We start from the raw sequence: 19,444 nt of genomic DNA, 5'->3' as shown, positions 1-19,444 counted from the left end.
TCATGCGAAGGACGCACGATCGAGCAGAAGATGTGAGATCGCCGTGAAGCGCACACCCTCGATCTTCGCGCTGGTGATGCGGCTGTATTGCGAGAAGTAGCTGATGATCAGCGGCGTCTCGTCCAGCAAAAGGTTCTGGATCTTGCCGGCGGCAAGCCTTTGCGCCTGGAGGTCGCGGGCCTTGCTGTAGTCCAGCAGCAGCCCGTCATAGGTCGGGTTGTTGAAATGGGCGGCGTTCCAGGTGCCGCTGCTTTTGAGCGTCGCGTTGAGGAAAATGTCGGGCGTGCCGCGATGGCCGAAATCGGTAATGCCGAGCACGGAATCCAGCCAGGGTGAGCTGCCGAAGGTAGCCGATCCGTAATAGGCGTCCTGCGGCAGCACATTCAGCTTGATGTTGATGCCGGCCTTCTTTGCGAAATTCTGGATCAGCACGGCATAGTCGGGAATGTCGTAGGCGCGCTCGGTGGTCAGCGTGACGTCGAAGCCGTTGGCGAAGCCCGCTTCCGCAAGCAGGCGCTTCGCTTCGGCGAGATCCTGCTTGCGCTGCGGAACCGATGGATCCGAGGATGGAAAGATCGGCGCGAAAGGTGTGTCGTTGCCGACGATCGCCCTGCCTTTGAGCAGGCCCTTCACCACGGCTTCGCGATCGATCGTCAAGGCCAGCGCCCGGCGAACCCGTTTGTCGGTGAACGGTGCCTGGTCGGTGCGCAGATGGACCTCGTCATGCGAGCTTGCCTGCACGCTGATGATCCTGAAGGCGGAATTGCCTTCGATCGCCAGCGAGGACCGGGTGGTCTCGGGGATCACGTCCAGTTGGCCGGCTTGCAGCGCCAGCAATTGCGCCTGCGGGTCGTCGAAGAACTTGATTTCCACCTTGTCGGGCAGAGCCTGCTCGCCCCAGTAGTCGGGATTGCGCACGAATGTCGCGCCCTGCTTGGGGCGGAAGGATTCCAGCTTGAAGGGACCGGTGCCGATGAAGGTCTTTTCGAAGTCGCCATTGTAGTCCGCCGGCAGGATGATGGCGTTGACGACGTCGGACGAGACATAGAACGGAAAGTTGCTGTTCGGCGCATCGAGCTCGAAGGCAACGGTCTGCTCATCGACCTGCCGGATGCCGCCCTTGGAAAGGATGCCTTTATAGGCGGAGAGCGCAGATGAGCCGCTCTTGGGGTCGACCAGCCGTTCGAAGGAAGCAACGACATCCTTCGCGCTGACCGCTCGGCCGTCGTTGAATTTGACACCTTGCCTGAGCTTGAAGGTCCAGCGCTGGGCGGTCTCGTCGGCCTCCCAGGAAACGGCGAGCCGCGGCAGCAGGCCGTCCTTCGGATCGTCGAGCAGCAGATATTCGCCAACCTGGCTGATCAGCGCGATGCTCGCCGGGTCGGTCACCAGGATAGGGTCGATCGCGGCGGTCGGCTGGTCGAGGCCGACCCGGACCGTGCCGCCAGGCTTGCCGGTGGCAGCACGCGCCGGGCTGGAAAAGCCGAGCCCCTGCGATGTCGCAAATCCGGTCAGGCCGATCAGCATCGCGTATTTGAGCAGGTCGCGGCGTTTGAGGAAGCCGGCGGCATGTTCGTCGACGGCGACATTCCAGAGGTCGCCGGACAGGCCGCGCAAGGCATCGATATCAGAACGTTTGGTCATGGCTTTTCCGATGAATGGTGGAAGTGGCGGGAGCGGCTAGGAGACGGTTTCGCCGTCGAGTTCGATGCGATCCACGGCTTGCGGATAGAAGGCGATCAATCCCTTTATCTTCGGAATCTCGTCGATCGGATCGCGGTAGCTCCAGGCGATGTCCCTGGCGATCGAGCCGTCCTTCAGCCGTCCGGACCAGTAGGAAGCGATGCCCTTGTAGGGACAGCGCGTGTTGCTGTCCGAGGCAACCAGGCGGTCGAGCCGCACATCGTCGGGGTGGATATAGTAGCGGGTCGGCAGATGGGTCTCGAACAAGAGCACCGGGCGCCGGCTGTCCGCGATCAGCTCGCCGTCGAACCAGACCCGGACATGGCTTGTGCTGTGCAGGACATCGATGCGGGCATAGGGATCACGCGCATGGACGAAGACCTCTTCCTCCTCTTCGAGCCATTGGTCGACAGCGTTCCAGACGAAGGCGATACGGCCGGCAAGCGGATGCAACTCCTCGTCCGGCGGTGACACGAAGGTCCAGGCTGCGTTTGCCGTTCGCCGGTCGCCGCTATCCAGGTCCCAGTACTGGCGTTCGCCGCCGATCTCGTGCGGGTCGCGATGTCCGGAGGGTTTGAGCACGGACGCCAGCGCCGCCTCAGCGGGGAAGAAGTAGATCGGCAGGAAGTGGTTCGAGCGGAGCACCAGCACGTCGCGACTGTCGGCAATGGTCTGGCCGTCGAAACGCACGCGAATGCGCTTCGGGCTGGAAAGGACGTTGACGAGCCGTGGTGTGCTGGCTTCGCGCGGCTGCAGCTTCGTATTGGTCACGGGGGCGTTCATTGTTTCATCTCCATGCAGCGGTCAGGACACCGCGCGTGTATTGTCGCGCTGTTCGGCAAAGCGGTTGGCCGGTCGGGCAAGGCCGAGGCGGTCGCGCAGCGTGCCGGGCTCGTATTCGGTCCGGAAAAGGCCGCGGCGCTGCAGTTCCGGCACCACTTTTTCGGCAAAGGCGTGCCAGTCTTCCGGCAGCAGCGGGAACATCAGGTTGAAGCCGTCCGCGGCTCCGGCAACGAACCAGTCTTCCAGCTGGTCGGCGATCTCGACCGGCGTTCCGGCGACTGTCGGGACTGAGCCGCTGTTGGAGAGGCGGCGTGCCACTTCGCGCAGAGTGAGGTTCTGCTTGGCCCATTGCCGCACGCGATTGAGCGAGGTGTGGCCGCCGTTGAACGTGCTTTCATCCGGCAACGGCGGCACGGGGCCGTCCGGGGGATAAGCCGAAAGATCGAGCCCGCTCCAGCTCGACAGAAGGTCGATGCCGACCTGATCGGGAAGCAGGGTCTGCAGGTATTCCTGACGCTCGAGCGCCTCGTCCTTCGAGCCGGCGACGATCGGCAGGATGCCTGGCAGGATCTTGAAGCTCTCCGGATGCCTGCCGTGGCGGGCAAGGCGCTCGTTGATGTCCTTGCGGTAGCGGACACCATCTTCCCTGGTGCTGAAGATCGCGAAATGCGCGTCGGCATGGGCTGTTGCGAAATTCTTGCCGTCCTCCGAGGAACCGGCCTGCACGATCAGCGGATGGCCCTGCGGCGGTCGCGACACATTGAGCGGACCACGTACCCTGAAATGTGGTCCCTTGTGATTGATGGCGTGGACCTTGGCCGGGTCGGCGAAGTAACCGGTCTCCTTGTCGATCAGCAGCGCCTCGTCTTCCCAGCTGTCCCACAGCGCCTTGACGATATCGAGATATTCGCCGGCCCGTTCGTAGCGCAGCGCGTGGTCGATGTTGCCGTCCCGTCCAAAGTTCCTGGCTTCCTCTTCCATGGCGGATGTCACGACGTTCCAGGAAGCGCGACCCTTGGAGATGTGATCGAGCGAGGCAAAGAAGCGCGCCACATTGTAGGGCTCGCTGTAGGAACTCGAGGCCGTGGTGATCAGGCCGATGTGCCTGGTCACGCCGGCCAGCGCCGCCAGAAGCGTCAACGGTTCAAGCCGGGCATTGGCGTAGTGGGCGACGCCGCTCTTGACCGAATCCCAGATCGACACGTGATCGGCGACGAAGATCGTGTCGATCTTGGCGCGTTCAGCCGCCTGCACGAGATCACGATAATAGTCGAAGTCGAGGATTTCGCGGCCCGGCGCGCGCGGATGCCGCCATGACATCCGGTGATCGCCCTGCGGGTTGAAGAAGAACGCGCTGAGGATGATGTGACCATGCGCCATGGCTGGTTGCTTCCCTTCTGCAGTCAAAAACTTCGCCGCATCGGCGGAGTTGGCGGCTGGAAATCTCCAAACCGGCAAAAGGTTAGATTGCGCGCATATTCAATACGAGTAATTTTATAGACATTATGGATCTCACATCCGGAAGCCGTTGCCCTAGACGGCAAAGCGAGAAGAATGTGGTTCCGAAAGAGACATCCCCGTCATCCGTTCTGAACATCGAACGCCTCTCCGTCAGCTACCGGTCAGGCAGATCGCTGCAGCGTGCCGTCAGCAATGTCTCGCTGAGTGTGGGGCCCGGCGAAGCGTTGGGCCTGGTTGGCGAGTCCGGCTCCGGCAAGAGTTCTGTGGCGTTGGCAGCCCTGCGCTATCTGCCAAAACAAACGCAGGTGGAAGCCTCGGCACTGCAATTTCTGGGGCGCGACCTGCGAACGCTCCCGGCGGAGGAACTGCGCCGGTTGCGCGGCGATCGCATTGCAGCCGTCTATCAGCACCCCGGGTCAGCGCTCAATCCCAGCCTGACGATCGGCAGGCAGATCACCGAAACCATCGTGCGCCACCGCAGCGCCAGCCAGCAGGATGCCACCCTGCAGGCTGGCGACCTCTTGCGGCGCGTGCGTGTCGCCGACCCGGAGCGTGTGCTTCGGCTTTATCCGCACGAGCTGTCGGGCGGCATGCAGCAGCGGGCCAACATCGCCATTGCCATTGCGCTGGATCCTGCCCTGCTGATCCTGGATGAGCCGACCACCGCGCTCGACGCCAGCGTGCAGTCCGAGATCATCGCGATCCTGGACGATCTTCGCCGAAGCCACCAGACCAGCATCCTGTTGATCAGCCATGACATCGACCTGGTCAAACGCTGCTGCGAGCGCGTCGCGGTGATGCAGTCCGGGGTCGTCGTCGAAAGCGGCAACGCCAGCACGTTGTTCGACGAACCACGGCACTCCTATACGCAGATGCTGGTGCGCAGCATCCCGACATTGGCCTATACCAAGCGCGACGGGCGTCTTGCCGAAACGGGATCGCCTTCTCCGAACCAACCCGCCGAGGAGGCAGCGAATCCCTCGACGGTCGGGCACCAACGCGAGACCGTGCTCCGGTGCAAGGACATCCGGCAGTCCTTTGGTGGCCAGGCGGTTCTCCACGGGGTCGACCTCAGCATTGCGGCCGGCGAGACCTATGGCTTGATTGGCGAGTCCGGCTCCGGGAAGTCGACGCTTGCCAGGATCGTCACCGGCCTGCAGGCGCCCGCTGCGGGAACGGTCGAACTGTCGGGACAGGCGGCTGCCACTCGCGTGGAACGGCGCAGGCCAAGCCAGCGTCGCGACATTCAGATGGTTTTCCAGTCGCCGGACCGCACACTGAACCCGCGACAGCGGATCAGCACCATTCTTGGCCGCTCGTTGCGACGGCTGGCCGACCTGCCGCGATCGGCCAGGGCGCAGCGGATACCGCAACTGCTTCAGTCGGTGCGGCTTGCATCCTCATTCGCCGGGCGCAAGCCGGGCGCGCTTTCCGGCGGCCAGCGCCAGCGTGCGGCGATCGCCCGCGCTTTTTCGGGAACCCCGAAGCTGGTGGTCCTCGATGAGCCGACCTCGGCGCTCGACGTCTCGGTACAGGCCACCGTTCTCAATCTGCTCAACGACCTGCAACGCCGCGATGACACGGCCTATCTGTTCATCAGCCACGATCTCAGGGTCGTGCGCTATATGGCCGACAGGATCGGCGTGCTCTATCGTGGCCGTCTTGTCGAAGAAGGGTCATCCGGGCAGATCTTCACCGGTCCCAACCATCCCTATACGGAGATGCTGCTCGCAGCCGGCAATAGGAGGCCGGGTCTCGTCGAGCATGCTCCCCTGGCTTCGGAAATCGAGACCCGGCCAGGCCGGGGCTGTGCTTTCGCCGGCCGTTGTCCAGAGGCGCAACCCGCCTGCCTGGAAGCCGAGCCGCCGGGCAGGACGATCGCGGAAGGTCACACAATTCGTTGCTGGCAGCGGGGAAGCTGACCTCCGCGTCGAGAGTGCTTGCTAGTCGATCGCCATGACTCTCTTATGGTCGGTGACCTGTTCAAGCAGCCAGCTCTGGAACAGAGCTGCGCCCTGTTTGCTGCCTATACTGCGGCGTTGATACAGATAGATGCCTGCCGGATAGGTGTGACGTGCTTCGAAGGGAGCGACGAGCTTGCCCTGATGCAGCAGGTCCTGGGCCATCATCGTGTCGGCGAGCGCTATTCCGCCGCCGTTCATCGCCTCGCGCATGATCAGCACGCAGTCGTCGAGCACGGTGCTGGATTTCGGCATCGCATCGAAGACGCCTTCCTGTTCGAGCCAGCGCTTCCACCTGTTGGTTTCGCACTCGTGGATCAGGTGATGGTTGATCAGGTCGGCGGGTGATCGCAACGGCATGGGGCCGTCGAGCAACGCGGGCGCACAGACCGGGGTCAGTAGCAGAGGGATGAGCAGCGTCAGCGCCGGGCCAGCCTTGTAGTCGAACTCGTCGACGATGGCCAAATCGAAATTGGTGCGCTTGCCTGATGTCAGGATCTCAAGGTCGACCGACGGATGCTGGCGTCGAAATCCTGGCAGCCGGTCGGCAAGCCAGAGGTTCAAAACGGCGGGCACACACAGAACACGGAGACGCTGGGCCTTGTCGCGGCGCGCACCGTCATGAAAGGTCACATCTTCCGTGGCGCGCCATATTGCCTCGAAGGCTTCCGACAGATTGCGCGCGTAGTAGGATCCTCTCGTCGTCAGCGTCACCTGGCGAAACCCGCGCTCGAACAGATCCTGGCCGAGGTTCTTCTCGAGTGTGCGGATATGCCGGCTGACCGCCGATGCCGTCAGATGCAGTTCTTCCGCGGCATCCTTGATACTGCCGAGGCGTGCGGCAGCTTCGAAAGCGCGCATGCCATTGAGTGAGGGTAGGGCCATTGCCCGATCATGGGTTCTCAGCTGAGTTTTTGTCAATCGATAAGGACAAAATTGGCGTTTGAACGCCTGCGTTGTCAGCGATACCCAAGAGACAAGAACAACTAAGTCGTCAAGAGAACACGACTATTCGGGGCTCCGGAACTACCGTCACCATCGGCGGACGCGGCTTCGCGCATGAACACTTCGGATCGGCGGCAGCGCAGATTCCGGAGCATGTCGCGGTGGCCGCATTTTCTCTGGCACCGACAATTTGGAGGAGATAGCCGCCTGATGCCGCAGTCGCCAGTGCCGGTCTTTGAAACGACGGACAAGCTTCCCAAGGACGCGTCCGTCATCGTCATCCTGCAGACCGCCGGGAACGGCCTGGGATCTGGCGCAGCCGCACTGGATGCCGAAATGGGCGGGATCATTTCCCGGGCCTGTTCAGCTCCGTATGCCTTGACCGAAAGCGGGGCCTGCGTCGATCTCGTCCCGCCTCAAGGCGTGAGCGCTCGGCGTGTGATCGTGCTGGCGCTTGGCAGGGCGGATGCGGTGAGTGCGTTGTCACTGACCCGCGCCGGCGGCGCGCTCGCTGCTCATCTGGAAGGCAAAGGCGAGAGCGAAGCCGCGCTGGTTTTCGATGCCGTCGCCGGCGTCTCCCTGAGCGAGGCCGAAGTGCTGTCGCGTGTGGCGCTCGGCATCCGGCTCCGCCGCTATCGCTTCGACATGCGCAACAAGCGGCCGAAGGCCGGTGTCGATCAGGTCTGGCGCGTTCGTCTGGTCACGTCCGGACCGGCAGAGCTGCAGGCGGGTCTCACCCGCACACTCGCTGTCGCGGATGGCGTCGAATATGCGCGCACCCTCGTCAACCTGCCGCCGAACCATCTCCATCCCGAGAGTTTCGCCGATTATCTCGAACCCTTGCGCCTGGCCGGTATCGAGGTCGAGGTTCTCGATGCGGCAGAACTCAAGAAACTCGGCATGAACGCGCTTCTGGCTGTCGGGGCGGGCTCGGTTCGTGCGCCCAAGGTGGCGGTGCTGCAATATCGCGGCAGCAACGCGAATGCGCAGCCGCTCGCCTTTGTCGGCAAGGGTGTCTGCTTCGATTCCGGCGGCCTTTGCATCAAGGGCGGCGCGCAGATGTTCGACATGAAAGCCGACATGGCCGGCGCTGCAGCAGTATGTGGCCTGATGTTGGCGCTCGCCCGGCAGGGCAGCCCGGTCCACGCTGTCGGCGTGCTGGGCATTGCAGAGAACCTGCCTTCGGGCACCGCGCTCAAGCCGCGCGAGATCATCACGACCGCTTCCGGACAAACCGTCGAGGTGTTCGACACCGATGCGGAAGGACGCCTGCTTCTGGCCGACTGTCTGTATTACACGGCGACACGCTTCAAGCCCGCGGCCATGGTCGACCTGGCAACCCTGACCTACTCGGTGATGCGTGGTCTCGGCTCGATCTTCGCCGGCCTGTTCAGCACCGACGACGCCATCGCTTCGCGAATGATCGCCGCTGGTGAAACGGTTGGCGAGCGCTTCTGGCGCCTGCCGCTCGACCGCGCCTATGACGAGGGGCTGCAATCGCCTTTCGCCGATCTCAGGCATCACGCCAAGGATATGGAGGATGGCGACGCGCCTTATGCGGCGGCTTTCCTGCGCCATTTCACCGAAGACTGTGCCTGGGTGCATCTCGATATAGCCGGCAAGGAACTGGCCGAGGAAGACGGTCCACTCGGCCGTCAGGGCGGCACGGCATTCGGTGTCCGGATGCTGGAGGAATGGGTACACGCTGGCGAGGCTTGACGGTCTGGCGTGCCGGGCGCGCTATGGTGTCAATAAGGGTGGGAAGACGGAATGTCGGTTGAGATCGTCGGTAAAGAAGGACGGGCCGGTTTCAGGGGGTATGAGACCTGGTACCGAATAAGCGGTGAACTCGACGGCAAGAAACCTCCGGTGGTGATCCTGCATGGCGGTCCCGGCGTCGCGCATAACTATGTCGATGCCTACAAGCTGCTGGCGCGCGACGGGCGCGCCGTCATCCACTACGACCAGCTCGGTTGCGGCAACTCGACCTTGCTGCCCGAGAAAGGCGCCGACTTCTGGACGCCGCAACTGTTCATCGATGAACTGGAAAACCTCGTCGACCATCTCGGCATCCGGGCGGGCTTCCACGTGCTCGGCCAGAGCTGGGGCGGCATGCTCGGTGCCGAATATGCGGTGCTGCAGCCGAAGGGCCTGAAAACGCTGACGATCGCCAATTCGCCGGCGTCGATGAAATTGTGGGTCGAGGAAGCCAATCGCCTGCGCGCCGACCTACCCCAGGATGTTCAGGAAACGCTGACCCGGCACGAAGCGGCCGGCACCACCAACGATCCCGAATACCAGCAGGCGACGATGGTGTTCTACGAACGGCATGTCTGCCGCGTGGTGCCATTCCCGACGGAGGTGGCTGAAAGCCTCGCTCAGGTGGCACGCAACCCGACCGTCTACAATGTGATGAACGGCCCGAACGAATTCCACGTCATCGGTACTCTAAAACCTGGAGCGTGATCGACCGCTTGCCGGCGATCGATGTTCCGACGTTGATCGTCTCGGGACGCCATGACGAGGCCACGCCGGCGACGGTGCAACCCTACAAGGATGGCATCAAGGGCGCCGGCTGGGTGATATTCGAGCATTCCAGCCACATGCCGCATGTCGAAGAGCAAGAAGAATGCATGCGGGTGGTCGGTTCATTCCTGCACCAGAACGACAACTGAAAAAAGGGGAATAAGAATGAAGAAACTACTCTTGGCGGCAGCCGCCGCGACCTTGCTGACCTGCACGTGGCAGGCGCCTGCAAATGCGGAATATCTGAAGGAACATCGTGGCGGCACCATGCGGCTGCTGGCCCGCTCGGCGGCTGGCACGCTCGATCCGCATATCAACTACACGCTGCAATACTGGCAGATTTTCCAGCCGCTCTACGATGGTCTCGTCGCTTTCCGCAAGGCGGACGGAAAGGACGGCTTCAAGATCGTCGCCGATCTCGCCGAGGATATGCCGTCGGTGAGCAACGACGGTAAGACCTTCACCTTCAAGCTGCGCAAGGGCATCAAGTTCTCCAATGGCCAGGACGTGACGGTGAAGGACGTCGTGGCGTCATTCCAGCGCATCTTCAAGGTATCAGGCCCAACCTCAGGCACGTTCTATGCTGGCATCGTCGGCGCCGACAAATGCCTCGCCGACACCAAGAGCTGCACGCTGGAAGGTGGCGTGACAGCCGATGAAGCCGCCGGCACGATAACCATCAACATCGTCAAACCCGATGCCGAATTCATCGACAAGCTGGCCATGCCGCATGCCGTGGTTTTGCCGGCCGGTACGCCGACGGAGGATGTCGGTTCGAATCCGATCCCGGGCACCGGAGCGTATTCGATTTCGGCCTACGATCCGAACAAGGGCATGACGATGGTGCGTAATCCGCACTTCAAGCAGTGGAGCGAGGACGCGCAGCCGGATGGCTATCCGGACGTCGTGCAGTACGACTTCGGCCTGACCGAAGAAGCGGCGGTAACAGCGATCCAGAAGGGCGAGGCAGACTGGATGTTCGATCAGCCGCCTACGGATCGACTGGTCGAACTGGGCACCAAATACATGGACCAGGTTCACATCTCGCCATTGACGGCCTGGTGGTATGCGCCGTTGAACACGCGCCTGGCGCCTTTTGACAACGAGAAGGCTCGACAGGCTGTCGCCTATGCGGTCGACCGCAACACTCTGGTCAATCTCTTCGGCGGCAAGGTGTTGGCCACGCCGGTGTGCCAGGTGCTGCCCCCGGATTTCCCGGGACACGAGGACTATTGCCCCTTCACGAAGAATCCGGGAACAAAATGGTCTGCTCCTGACGTCGACAAGGCCAAGCAACTGGTCGAGGAATCCGGAACCAAGGGCCAGAAGGTCACCGTCATCGTGGAGGACACCGCCGTATCCCGGTCGATCGGCGTCTATCTCCAGAGCGTGCTGACCAGCATCGGCTATGTTGCCGACGTCAAGCCGATCTCCAGCAACATCCAGTTCACCTACATTCAGAACACCAACAACAAGGTGCAGATGTCGGTCAGCCAGTGGTACCAGGATTATCCGGCTGCATCGAACTTCCTCAACATTCTGTTCGGTTGCGACAGCTTCCGCGAAGGCTCGGACGCATCGGTCAACATTTCCGGCTTCTGCGACAAGGATATCGACGCCAGGATGAAGCAGGCGATGGATCTTGGCGTGACCGATCAGGATGCGGCCAACAAGGCATGGGCGGAAATCGACCGGGCGGTCACCGACAAGGCTGCAGCGGTGCCGCTGTTCACGCCCAAGCATGTGGACTTCGTCAGCAAACGTCTCGGCAACTTCAAGTTCAACGCTCAGTTCTACTGGATTGTGACCCAGGCCTGGGTGCAGTGATATTGCGCTGACGGGCTAGCTTCATGTCGAGCAACGTTGTCGCCGTGCCGCGCAAGACGCGGGGGCCCTGGGCCCTCGCTTTTGCAAAGCTCATGGGAAACAAGGCCGCCATGGCGGCCTTGGCAATCTTTGTCTTCATCGTGGTCGCCTGCCTCAGCGCGCCGCTCTATGCGCGCTGGGCCGGTGTCGATCCTTTCGTTTCGACGCTTGATGCGGTCATTACCCTGGATGGGCAGGATGTGCCCGTGATGGAACAATCCACGGAAGGACTGGGTCTGGGCTACACTCCGCTTGGTCCTACGTGGCGGCTCGGCAACTACTTCCTCGGCGCGGACAATCAGGGTCGTGATGTCATGGCCCGTCTGCTCTATGGAGGGCTCAACTCGCTCCTCATATCCGCCGTGGCAACCGTCTTGACGTTGCTGCTCGGGACGGCGACCGGGCTGGTCGCCGGCTATTTCGGAGGCCTCACCGACACCTTGCTGTCACGGCTCCTCGACATATTGTGGGCTTTTCCGATCTATCTCCTGGCGATTTCGCTTTCGATCGTGATGATCGCGCAAGGCATCACGATCGGGCCGATTACGATTGAATCCGGTAGTCTCTGGCTGCCCATCATCATCATCGGCATTGTCTATGTGCCCTATGTGGCGCGACCCATTCGCGGCCAGGTCCTGTCGCTGCGCAACAGCGAATTCGTGCTGGCCGCCATCAATCTGGGCGTTCCGGGTTCGCGCATCCTGTGGCGCGATATACTGCCCAACATCACCACCACCCTGATCGTCTTCGTGCCGTTGATGATGGCACTGAACATGCTGACGGAATCGGCACTCTCCTTCCTCTCAATCGGCGTCCAGCCACCCGCCGCCAGCTGGGGCACCATCATTCAGGATGGGCAGGCTCTGCTCTATACGCGCCCGATCGTCGCCTTGGCACCGGGTATCGCGATTGCCATTTCCGTCATGGCGCTCAACGTCTTTGGCGACGGCCTGCGCGACGCACTAGACCCTCGTTCCAAAGTCAGGCTGGGGCGCGACTGATGATTTACGCGATCCTGCGCCGTTTCGGTCAGATGCTGTTCGTGATGTTCGGCATTTCGGTCATCGTTTTCCTGATCTTCTTTGCAACGCCGGGTTCCGATCCGGCAGCCCGCATCGCCGGCCGCAACGCATCGCCCGAAGTGCTCGAGGCGGTGCGCCACAATTTCGGTTTCGACCGTCCACTCTATGTGCAGTACGGGCTGATGATGAAGAAGATCTTCGTCACCGGCGACCTGACCTCTTTCGTCAACCGCGGCTGGAAGGTCGTGCCGGCAGTCCTGGATTCGATCCCGGTGACATTGTCGCTTGTCTTTGGCGCGGCGGTTCTGTGGGTGCTGGTGTCGATCCTCATTGGCGTTGTTGCCGCCGCCACGCGCGACAGCTGGCTGGACAAGCTTCTGATGGCGCTGGGATTGCTCGGCATTTCCATGCCTGTCTACTGGCTGGGCGAGGTCATGAACCTCATCACCCAGAGCCGCTATCACGACACCTGGCTGTTTTCCTGGGTGCCGCCGCTCGGCTACAAGAATTTCTCCGATGACCCCAAAGGTTGGTTCCTTGCGTTGGTAATCCCATGGGTCACGCTCGCCATCCTTTACATAGGCATCTACGGCCGCGTTCTGCGGGCAGCCATCATCGAGTCGATGCAGGAAGACTACATCCGCACCGCACGCGCCAAGGGCCTGTCCGAGAGGCGCATCCTGCTGCGCCACGCGCTGCGCACCTCACTGATCGCGTTCGTTACCTTGTTTGGCCTCGATTTCGGCGCGCTGGTCGGCGGATCCGCCCTTCTGACGGAAGTGGTTTTCGGCCTGCAGGGCATCGGCAAGCTGACCTATGATGCGCTTCAAAGTCTGGATCTGCCGATGATCATGGCCACGGTGATGTATGCCTCGATGTTCGTTGTCGTGGCCAATGCCGTGGTGGACTTTATCTACATCCTTCTCGACCCACGTGTGAGGGCGTCATGATGCTTTCTGTGCGTGACCTCAGGGTATCCTTCCGCACGCATGAAGGCTTGGTGCGAGCCATCGACGGGGTCTCTTTCGAGCTTGAGGAAGGCGAGATCCTCGGGGTCGTCGGTGAATCCGGTTCGGGCAAGACCGTATCCCTGCTCGCCGTCATGGGACTGATCACCGATCCCAATGCCATCATCGAAGGGTCGATCCGCTACAAGGGGCGCGAGCTGGTAGGGTTGCCGGCGAAGGAGCTTCGGCGGCTGCGCGGCAATGAGATCGCCATGATCTTCCAGGATCCGATGACGGCACTGACGCCGGTCTATACGATCGGCTGGCAGATCGCCGAACAGATTCGCGCCCACAAGCGCGTCAGCAAGTCCCAGGCGCTGGCGCGCGTCGAGGAATTGCTGGCGGAAGTCAATTTCCCCAATCCGCGCGAGGCGATGTCGCGTTATCCGCACCAGCTTTCGGGCGGTATGCGGCAACGGGCGGTGATTGCCATGGCGCTGTCGTGCAACCCGGCGCTGCTGGTGGCCGACGAGCCGACCACCGCGCTCGACGTGACCGTGCAGGCAGGTATTCTCGATCTCGTGCGCAAGCTGCGCACCACGCACAATTCGGCCGTCGTCTTCATCACGCACGACATGGGCGTGGTCTCTGAACTCGCCGACAGGGTGATGGTGATGTATGCGGGGCGGATCGTCGAGCGCGGCAGCCGTGCCGACCTGTTTTCCGCTCCGCAGCATCCCTATACGCGCGCGCTGCTGGGATCGATCCCGCCACTGACCGGCGAGAAGCCGCACCGTCTGCCCGCAATTCCCGGCTCGCCGCCATCGTTGCTGCGCTTGCCGGAAGGCTGCGCTTTCGGCCCTCGCTGCCCGGTGAACTATGAACCTTGCAAGGCAAGCAAGCCTGACCTTGGTCACGGCAGCCATGCCGCGGCCTGTTTCCGGGTTCAGGCATGAGCGGAAAGATGATCGACAAAGACCAGCCAATCCTCGAGACGCGGGAGCTCAGCAAGCGCTTCTCGATCGGCACGCGGTTTTCCTCGCAAGGCAAGCGAACCGTTCACGCCGTCGACAATGTGTCGCTGACGGTCCGGCGCGGCGAGACCGTCGGCCTGGTCGGGGAGTCCGGCTGTGGCAAGTCCACCCTGGCGCGCTGCCTTGTCAGGCTCTACGACATCACCGACGGCAAGCTGCTGTTCGAAGGGGACGACATCACCGGCAGATCGCTGGCTGAACTGAGGCCGTTCCGCCGTCGCTTGCAGATGGTGTTCCAGGATCCGTCGGCTTCGCTCAATCCGCGGCGCCGGGTCGGAGATCTGGTTGCGGAGCCGCTTCGCATCCACACCAAACTCTCCTCCAGCGAAATCACCAAGCGGGTGGCGGAACTGTTTGATCTTGTCGGTCTCCTCCCGGATCACGTCATGCGCTATCCGCATGAGTTCTCCGGCGGGCAGCGCCAGCGTGTCGGTATCGCACGCGCCATCGCGCTCAATCCCGATCTCGTCGTGCTGGACGAGCCGGTTTCAGCGCTCGACGTGTCGGTTCAGGCGCAGATCGTCAACCTGCTGGCCGACCTCCAGGAAAAACTCAAACTCACCTACATCTTCATCGCCCACGACCTGTCCGTGGTTCGCCAGGTCTCGACCCGCATCGCGGTCATGTATCTCGGGTCGATCGTGGAGGAGGGCCCGGCGGAAGAGGTCTTCGAGACCCCCGCGCATCCCTACAGCCAGGCGCTGATCTCGGCCGTTCCCGTGGTGGAGACGACGCCAGGCGGCACGCGCAAGCGCATAATCCTGACCGGTGACGTGCCGAGTCCGCTCAAGCCGCCGTCAGGATGCCGGTTCCATCCACGATGCCCCGTTGCAGTCGATCGATGCCGTGTCGAACGTCCCGAACTCACCGAACATCGCCCCGGGCGAAAGGTCGCTTGCCATTTCCCGACGCTCTCCCGATAGCGGTCAGTACGTCTATCCGTTGCGACTTTCGGGTCTCGGCAGGGGAATGTCTCATTGCCTGATGGTGCGGCCCTGTGCATCGACCACCGTCATCTTTACGAAGCCGGTCGAGAAACGCGCGCTTTCCGGTACATAACATAGGACGACGTCGCCGACCTGGCAGTGCCCCCCGTTCAAAAGTTCTTCGATCATCAGATACATCGATGCCGCGCCGACATTGCCGACCCGTTCGAGATTGGTGAACCAGCGCTGCTCGGGGATATCGAAACCGATGTCGCGCAGGGCCCGCTGCACGATAGGTCGGAAATAGGCCGACGAATAATGCGGCAGGAACCAGTCGACCTCGTCCGGATCGAGTGGGCGCGTCTTGAGGATATCGGAGAGCCCCCGGGCGACCGTGACTGGCACAGCCATGGCATTCAGGAGCTTCACGTCCTGCTCCAGGGCAAGGACGTCATTGTCGATCACCTCCTGCAGAGAGCCATGTTCCTTCCAACCCTTCATGCTACCGTCGGGTTGTTTTGCCGTTCCCATGAACATGCAGGTTTCGTATTCGTGGGCATAGGAACGCATCTCGATCCAATCGATGCGCATCGAAAGCCCGTCTGGATTCGGGCTCCCGCTCAGCAGCGCAGCGCCGGCACCGTCAGACAGCATCCAGCGCAGGAAATCCTTTTCGAAGGCAAGGGACGCATGTTTTTCAAGCTCGGCAACCTTCTCATCGGATTCCGAGGAAAAGTTCCGCGCATGAAGCTGTGCGGAGAGCATTTCCGAACCGGTTACCACGGCGTTTCGGACAAGTCCGGCAGCCACGGCCATGTAGCCGTACTTCATGGCAAGGACGCCCGAAACGCAGCCGCCGCTCGATGCAGCCGTTTCGCAGGTGCCGTTGCGCAGTTCGCCATGCACCATCGAGGCGTGATTGGGTAGCAACTGATCCGGCGAAGTCGTGCCGCAGGACAGGAGCTCGATGTCTTCGAGGCGGAAGTCGTCGTCGGTCAGTGCGCGCACGGCTTCAGCGGTGAGCTGGGCATTGGTGTAGCGCAACTCGCCTGTGTGGCGGGAAATCGAATAGTACCGATTACGGATGCCGTTGCTGCGCAGTGTCAATCTGCGAGCGCGCGACGGCTTGCCGTCGATCATGCCGAGCACTTCTTCCATGTTGTCGTTGTCGACGGGGTTGTTCGGCAGGAATTTTGCAGCGCGTCTAAGGTAGACTGCGGATGTCATCTATTGTCTCCACCAAGCTATATCGTTCTGGATTGCCTCGCCAACGAAGCGCTACGGTGACGGGCACCGAGGCCAATAGGAAAAGGATGCAGCCTCATGGCAGGATCATCGGCTGGTGTTGTGCCGGGAGTGGATTCGGCCGCACAGGTCGGCTGCCTCGCTCGCATAGATCGCCGGCACGCCGCGTATGTACTTCCAAGCCAGATTGGGCGAATCCGACCATCGCAAATTTAAACTGCACGACTGCCGGGAGGCTTACTTACTGACGTTCCAATACATAAATTATTGAACGCTAATATTGGAGTCAACTGTTGCAAATTTTCTGTATTTTGGATCGATCTTAGCCGTAAGTCGTGCTGTTTAGACTTCGACGCGATCCGATTGGTGTCGGATGAAAATGAGATCACCATGAAGCAATGGAATTTTTTTCTTCATGAATATCACTGCTGCGCTGTTGATTTTGATCCAGAGTTTTCACCGGCCGCAGGTGAGATTTCCGATTGACGGTCTCGTTTCATCACAATAAGTTCGGTTATAGAACGAATTAATGGGGTGGCGATGACGGACAGCCTGCGCATCTCGCGGCGATTTTCGCAGCGCTCGGTCATGGAGGCCGTCGTGCAGGGCGGGCCGATCTCGCGGGCGTCGATCGCCAAGCAGACCGGACTTTCCAAGCAGACGATCTCGGAGATCGTACGCACTCTGGAGCAGGACGGCTGGGTGCAGGAGACCGGGCGTACCAGTGGCCATGTCGGGCGTACGGCTGTCACCTATGAACTGGTCTATGACGCCGCCTACATCGTCGCCGTCGATCTCGGCGGTACCAAGGTTCGCGTAGCGATCACCGACCTTGCCTGCCAGATCTTTGCAGAGGATACGGTTCCGACCGATCCGCGCGGCGGCCAGCATATCGTCGATCAGATCGTTGCCCTGGCTTTCCAGGCCGCGTCGCGCCGCGGAATTCCTCGCGCGAAGATCCGCCTGGCGGTGATCGGTGTTCCAGGTGCGCCTGACAACACGACCGGTCGTGTGCTGATGGCACCCAACATCGCCGATTTCGACACGATGGATGTGGTCGCGGCTTTCGAACGCGGTTTCGGCTTTGACACGATGCTGGAGAACGACGTCAACCTGGCCGTTCTCGGCGAGAATTGGCTGGGGCAAGGACAAGGCATCGACAATCTTGCCTATGTTGCCCTCGGCACCGGTGTGGGTTCCGGGCTGATGGTCGGTGGCCACCTGGTGCGGGGCGCTATCAACGCTGCCGGTGAGTTGGGTTTCCTGCCCCTGGGTGCCGACCCATTCGAAGCGGAGTCGCTGCGCACGGGCGCCTTCGAGCGTGCTGTTGCGTCGCACGGCATCGTTGAACGTTATGCCATTCTCTCCGGCGAGCAGCTCGGCGTTCCGGGCATCTTCGAGAGGGCCGAAGCCGGCGACGAAGCTGCACTGACCGTCCTGGACGAGACCGCTCGCTACCTGACCAGAGGCATCGCTGCCATTGCCGCCATCGCCAATCCGGAAAAGGTCATTCTGGGTGGCTCCATCGGCCTGCGTCCGGAAATGCTGGCGCGGGTGAGATCTCTCCTGCCGCAGTGTTTCCCCTATCCTGTCAATGTCGAGACAGGTGAGCTCGGATCGCGCGCAGCGATCGTGGGCGCGGCGGCGATTGGTCTTGGTCAGCTCCACAATTCGCTCTTCGGGGTCAATGCGCCTGATGGTCGGATCTCACTGCCGCCCGCCAATATGAGCGCGGCACTTCGGGAGGCTGTGTGATGACGATGGCGGCTGATCTGACCGGGCGCTTGCGCGCTGTGCTCGACCGCGATGAAGCTCTGGCGCTTTTCCGCGGCGCCGTGCAGCACGAAAGCATCACCGGCAATGAGGCAAACTTCGTCGCCTATCTCGAGGAGAAAATGACGGCCCTGGGTTTGACGGGGTTGAAGACCAGCGAATTCCTGCCTGGCCGCCCGAACATCTGGGCGGAGCGCAAGGGGGCAGGGCAAGGCAAGCGTTTGCTGTTCATCGGCCACACCGACACGGTTCATGTCGATGGCTGGCGCGAACATTGGGCTGGAACCGAACGCGAGGATCCGTTCGGGGCGCCTGTCATCGACAATGCGGTCTGGGGGCGAGGCAGCGGCGACTTGAAGGCAGGCATTTCGGCATCTCTTGCCGCGCTGTCCCTGCTCGATCGGGCCGGTATCAGGCTGGCCGGCGACGTTGCCTTCGCCTTTGTCGGCGACGAGGAAAGCGGCCAGCCCGGCACAGGCGTATCCGCCGGCATCAAGCATTTCGTCTCGCGCATCGAAGCGGGCGACGTGGAGCGTCCGGATTTCACCGTCTATGTCGAGCCGACCCGGCTTTCGGTCTATCCGGCGCAGATCGGCTTCTTCATCACCGACATCACCATCACCGGCAAATCCGCCTATTTCGGCGTACCGGAACTCGGCAAGGACGCGCTGCGCGCCAGCCATGCCGCCATGACCGCACTGTGGAAGCATTCCGATGAGATCGCTGCACGCGCCGAACACAAGCTGGTTGGACGCAGCTTCCTGCTGATCACAGGCCTGACCGGTGGTGGCTACATCGCCGTGCCGGAGCGCTGTTCGTTGTCGCTGATCCGCAAGTTGCTGCCGGGAGAGTCCCTCGATGTCGCTGCCGCCGACATCGAGAAAGCCGTGCGCGAGGCCATCAACGATCCGGAAATCCTGGTCGAATTCTCCTATCCGGCCGGCCGTGACCATGCGCTTGGTGGTACCGCCGCCGAGATCGACGAGACGGCACGGGAAGTGCGCATGCTCTCGGCCGAAATGGCTACAGCATTGACCGGGCGCGGGGTCGTCGAAGGCGCGCCGTTCTGGTCGGAGCAGCCCTTCTTCGTCAATCGGCTCGGTATCCCGGCCGTCTATTGCGCACCAGGCGATATCCGCAACTGCCACACCTACGAAGAGCACGTCGACGTCGAGGAATATCTCGCCGGCGTCGTCGGTTTCGCTGCCTTCATGGCCCGCTACTGCGGTGTCGTCGAATGATTTTGGAATTTTGACAGATAACAAAGGGAGG

Annotated in this window: 15 protein-coding genes, 1 tRNA gene and 1 pseudogene; 11 read left to right on the top strand and 6 right to left on the bottom strand. The window is 61.8% G+C overall.

The annotated features are described in order from the left end of the window. From C1M53_RS02540 to C1M53_RS02530, 3 genes are read right to left on the bottom strand one after another with little or no spacing between them, the layout of a single operon-like run. The gene (locus C1M53_RS02540) at positions 1 to 1,644 is read right to left on the bottom strand and encodes an ABC transporter substrate-binding protein (RefSeq protein WP_129410808.1); all 1,644 of its coding nucleotides are present in this window, start codon (positions 1,642 to 1,644) and stop codon (positions 1 to 3) included. 36 nt (positions 1,645 to 1,680) lie between these two features. Beyond that, the gene (locus C1M53_RS02535; RefSeq protein WP_129410807.1) at positions 1,681 to 2,466 is read right to left on the bottom strand and encodes a DUF427 domain-containing protein; all 786 of its coding nucleotides are present in this window, start codon (positions 2,464 to 2,466) and stop codon (positions 1,681 to 1,683) included. 21 nt (positions 2,467 to 2,487) lie between these two features. Beyond that, on the bottom strand, positions 2,488 to 3,846 hold the full coding sequence (locus C1M53_RS02530; RefSeq protein WP_129410806.1) for an LLM class flavin-dependent oxidoreductase: 1,359 nt from the start codon (positions 3,844 to 3,846) through the stop codon (positions 2,488 to 2,490). Positions 3,847 to 4,022: 176 nt separating this feature from the next. Between C1M53_RS02530 and C1M53_RS02525 the strand changes: the two genes are divergently transcribed. After that, the gene (locus tag C1M53_RS02525; RefSeq protein ID WP_245488415.1) at positions 4,023 to 5,849 is read left to right on the top strand and encodes an ABC transporter ATP-binding protein; all 1,827 of its coding nucleotides are present in this window, start codon (positions 4,023 to 4,025) and stop codon (positions 5,847 to 5,849) included. Between the two features lie 21 nt (positions 5,850 to 5,870). On the opposite strand, the gene C1M53_RS02520 is transcribed toward C1M53_RS02525, so the two are convergent. Further along, positions 5,871 to 6,773, bottom strand: a complete 903-nt coding sequence (locus C1M53_RS02520) for a LysR family transcriptional regulator (RefSeq protein WP_129410804.1) — start codon at positions 6,771 to 6,773, stop codon at positions 5,871 to 5,873. Between the two features lie 270 nt (positions 6,774 to 7,043). Between C1M53_RS02520 and C1M53_RS02515 the strand changes: the two genes are divergently transcribed. Together C1M53_RS02515 and C1M53_RS02510 are read left to right on the top strand one after the other, a co-directional pair. After that, complete coding sequence (locus C1M53_RS02515) at positions 7,044 to 8,552, top strand: leucyl aminopeptidase (RefSeq protein ID WP_129410803.1); 1,509 nt, start codon at positions 7,044 to 7,046, stop codon at positions 8,550 to 8,552. Between the two features lie 51 nt (positions 8,553 to 8,603). After that, a pseudogene (locus tag C1M53_RS02510) lies at positions 8,604 to 9,508 on the top strand (proline iminopeptidase-family hydrolase). 418 nt (positions 9,509 to 9,926) lie between these two features. Here C1M53_RS02510 and C1M53_RS31580 read toward each other — a convergent pair. Continuing rightward, positions 9,927 to 10,091 carry a hypothetical protein gene (locus tag C1M53_RS31580; protein ID WP_165358021.1) on the bottom strand — a complete coding sequence of 55 codons (165 nt, stop codon included), beginning with the start codon at positions 10,089 to 10,091 and terminating at the stop codon, positions 9,927 to 9,929. On the opposite strand from C1M53_RS31580, the gene C1M53_RS31575 reads away from it, so the two are divergent. From C1M53_RS31575 to C1M53_RS02485, 6 genes are all read left to right on the top strand, one after another. Further along, positions 10,092 to 10,152, top strand: a tRNA-OTHER gene (locus tag C1M53_RS31575). A 41-nt stretch (positions 10,153 to 10,193) separates the two neighbouring features. After that, entirely contained in the window at positions 10,194 to 11,186 is a 993-nt protein-coding gene (locus tag C1M53_RS31570; protein WP_165358020.1) for an ABC transporter substrate-binding protein, read from the top strand. Between the two features lie 23 nt (positions 11,187 to 11,209). Beyond that, complete coding sequence (locus tag C1M53_RS02500) at positions 11,210 to 12,226, top strand: ABC transporter permease (RefSeq protein ID WP_129410801.1); 1,017 nt, start codon at positions 11,210 to 11,212, stop codon at positions 12,224 to 12,226. Then, on the top strand, positions 12,226 to 13,197 hold the full coding sequence (locus tag C1M53_RS02495; RefSeq protein WP_129410800.1) for an ABC transporter permease: 972 nt from the start codon (positions 12,226 to 12,228) through the stop codon (positions 13,195 to 13,197). The genes C1M53_RS02500 and C1M53_RS02495 overlap by 1 nt, the downstream gene beginning before the upstream one ends. Next, on the top strand, positions 13,194 to 14,150 hold the full coding sequence (locus C1M53_RS02490) for an ABC transporter ATP-binding protein (protein WP_129410799.1): 957 nt from the start codon (positions 13,194 to 13,196) through the stop codon (positions 14,148 to 14,150). The genes C1M53_RS02495 and C1M53_RS02490 overlap by 4 nt, the downstream gene beginning before the upstream one ends. Before the next feature lie 8 nt (positions 14,151 to 14,158). Next, positions 14,159 to 15,151 (top strand): dipeptide ABC transporter ATP-binding protein, encoded by a 993-nt coding sequence (locus tag C1M53_RS02485; RefSeq protein ID WP_129410798.1) that lies wholly within the window; start codon positions 14,159 to 14,161, stop codon positions 15,149 to 15,151. A gap of 51 nt (positions 15,152 to 15,202) precedes the next feature. Here the strand turns inward: C1M53_RS02485 and C1M53_RS02480 are convergent, their stop codons facing one another. Next, a complete protein-coding gene (locus C1M53_RS02480) occupies positions 15,203 to 16,381 on the bottom strand; it encodes a beta-ketoacyl-ACP synthase III (protein WP_129410797.1) in 1,179 nt (392 codons plus the stop codon). 558 nt (positions 16,382 to 16,939) lie between these two features. Between C1M53_RS02480 and C1M53_RS02475 the strand changes: the two genes are divergently transcribed. Together C1M53_RS02475 and C1M53_RS02470 are read left to right on the top strand one after the other, a co-directional pair. Beyond that, complete coding sequence (locus C1M53_RS02475) at positions 16,940 to 18,154, top strand: ROK family transcriptional regulator (RefSeq protein ID WP_129410796.1); 1,215 nt, start codon at positions 16,940 to 16,942, stop codon at positions 18,152 to 18,154. Then, positions 18,154 to 19,413 (top strand): M20/M25/M40 family metallo-hydrolase, encoded by a 1,260-nt coding sequence (locus tag C1M53_RS02470; RefSeq protein ID WP_245488413.1) that lies wholly within the window; start codon positions 18,154 to 18,156, stop codon positions 19,411 to 19,413. Before C1M53_RS02475 ends, C1M53_RS02470 begins: the two co-directional genes overlap by 1 nt. The last annotated feature ends 31 nt before the right edge of the window (positions 19,414 to 19,444 follow it).

The organism is Mesorhizobium sp. Pch-S, assembly GCF_004136315.1.
Classification (GTDB): Bacteria; Pseudomonadota; Alphaproteobacteria; order Rhizobiales; family Rhizobiaceae; genus Mesorhizobium.
Note: the sequence above shows the minus strand (reverse complement) of the source record. Positions and strands in the feature narration are given on the sequence as shown.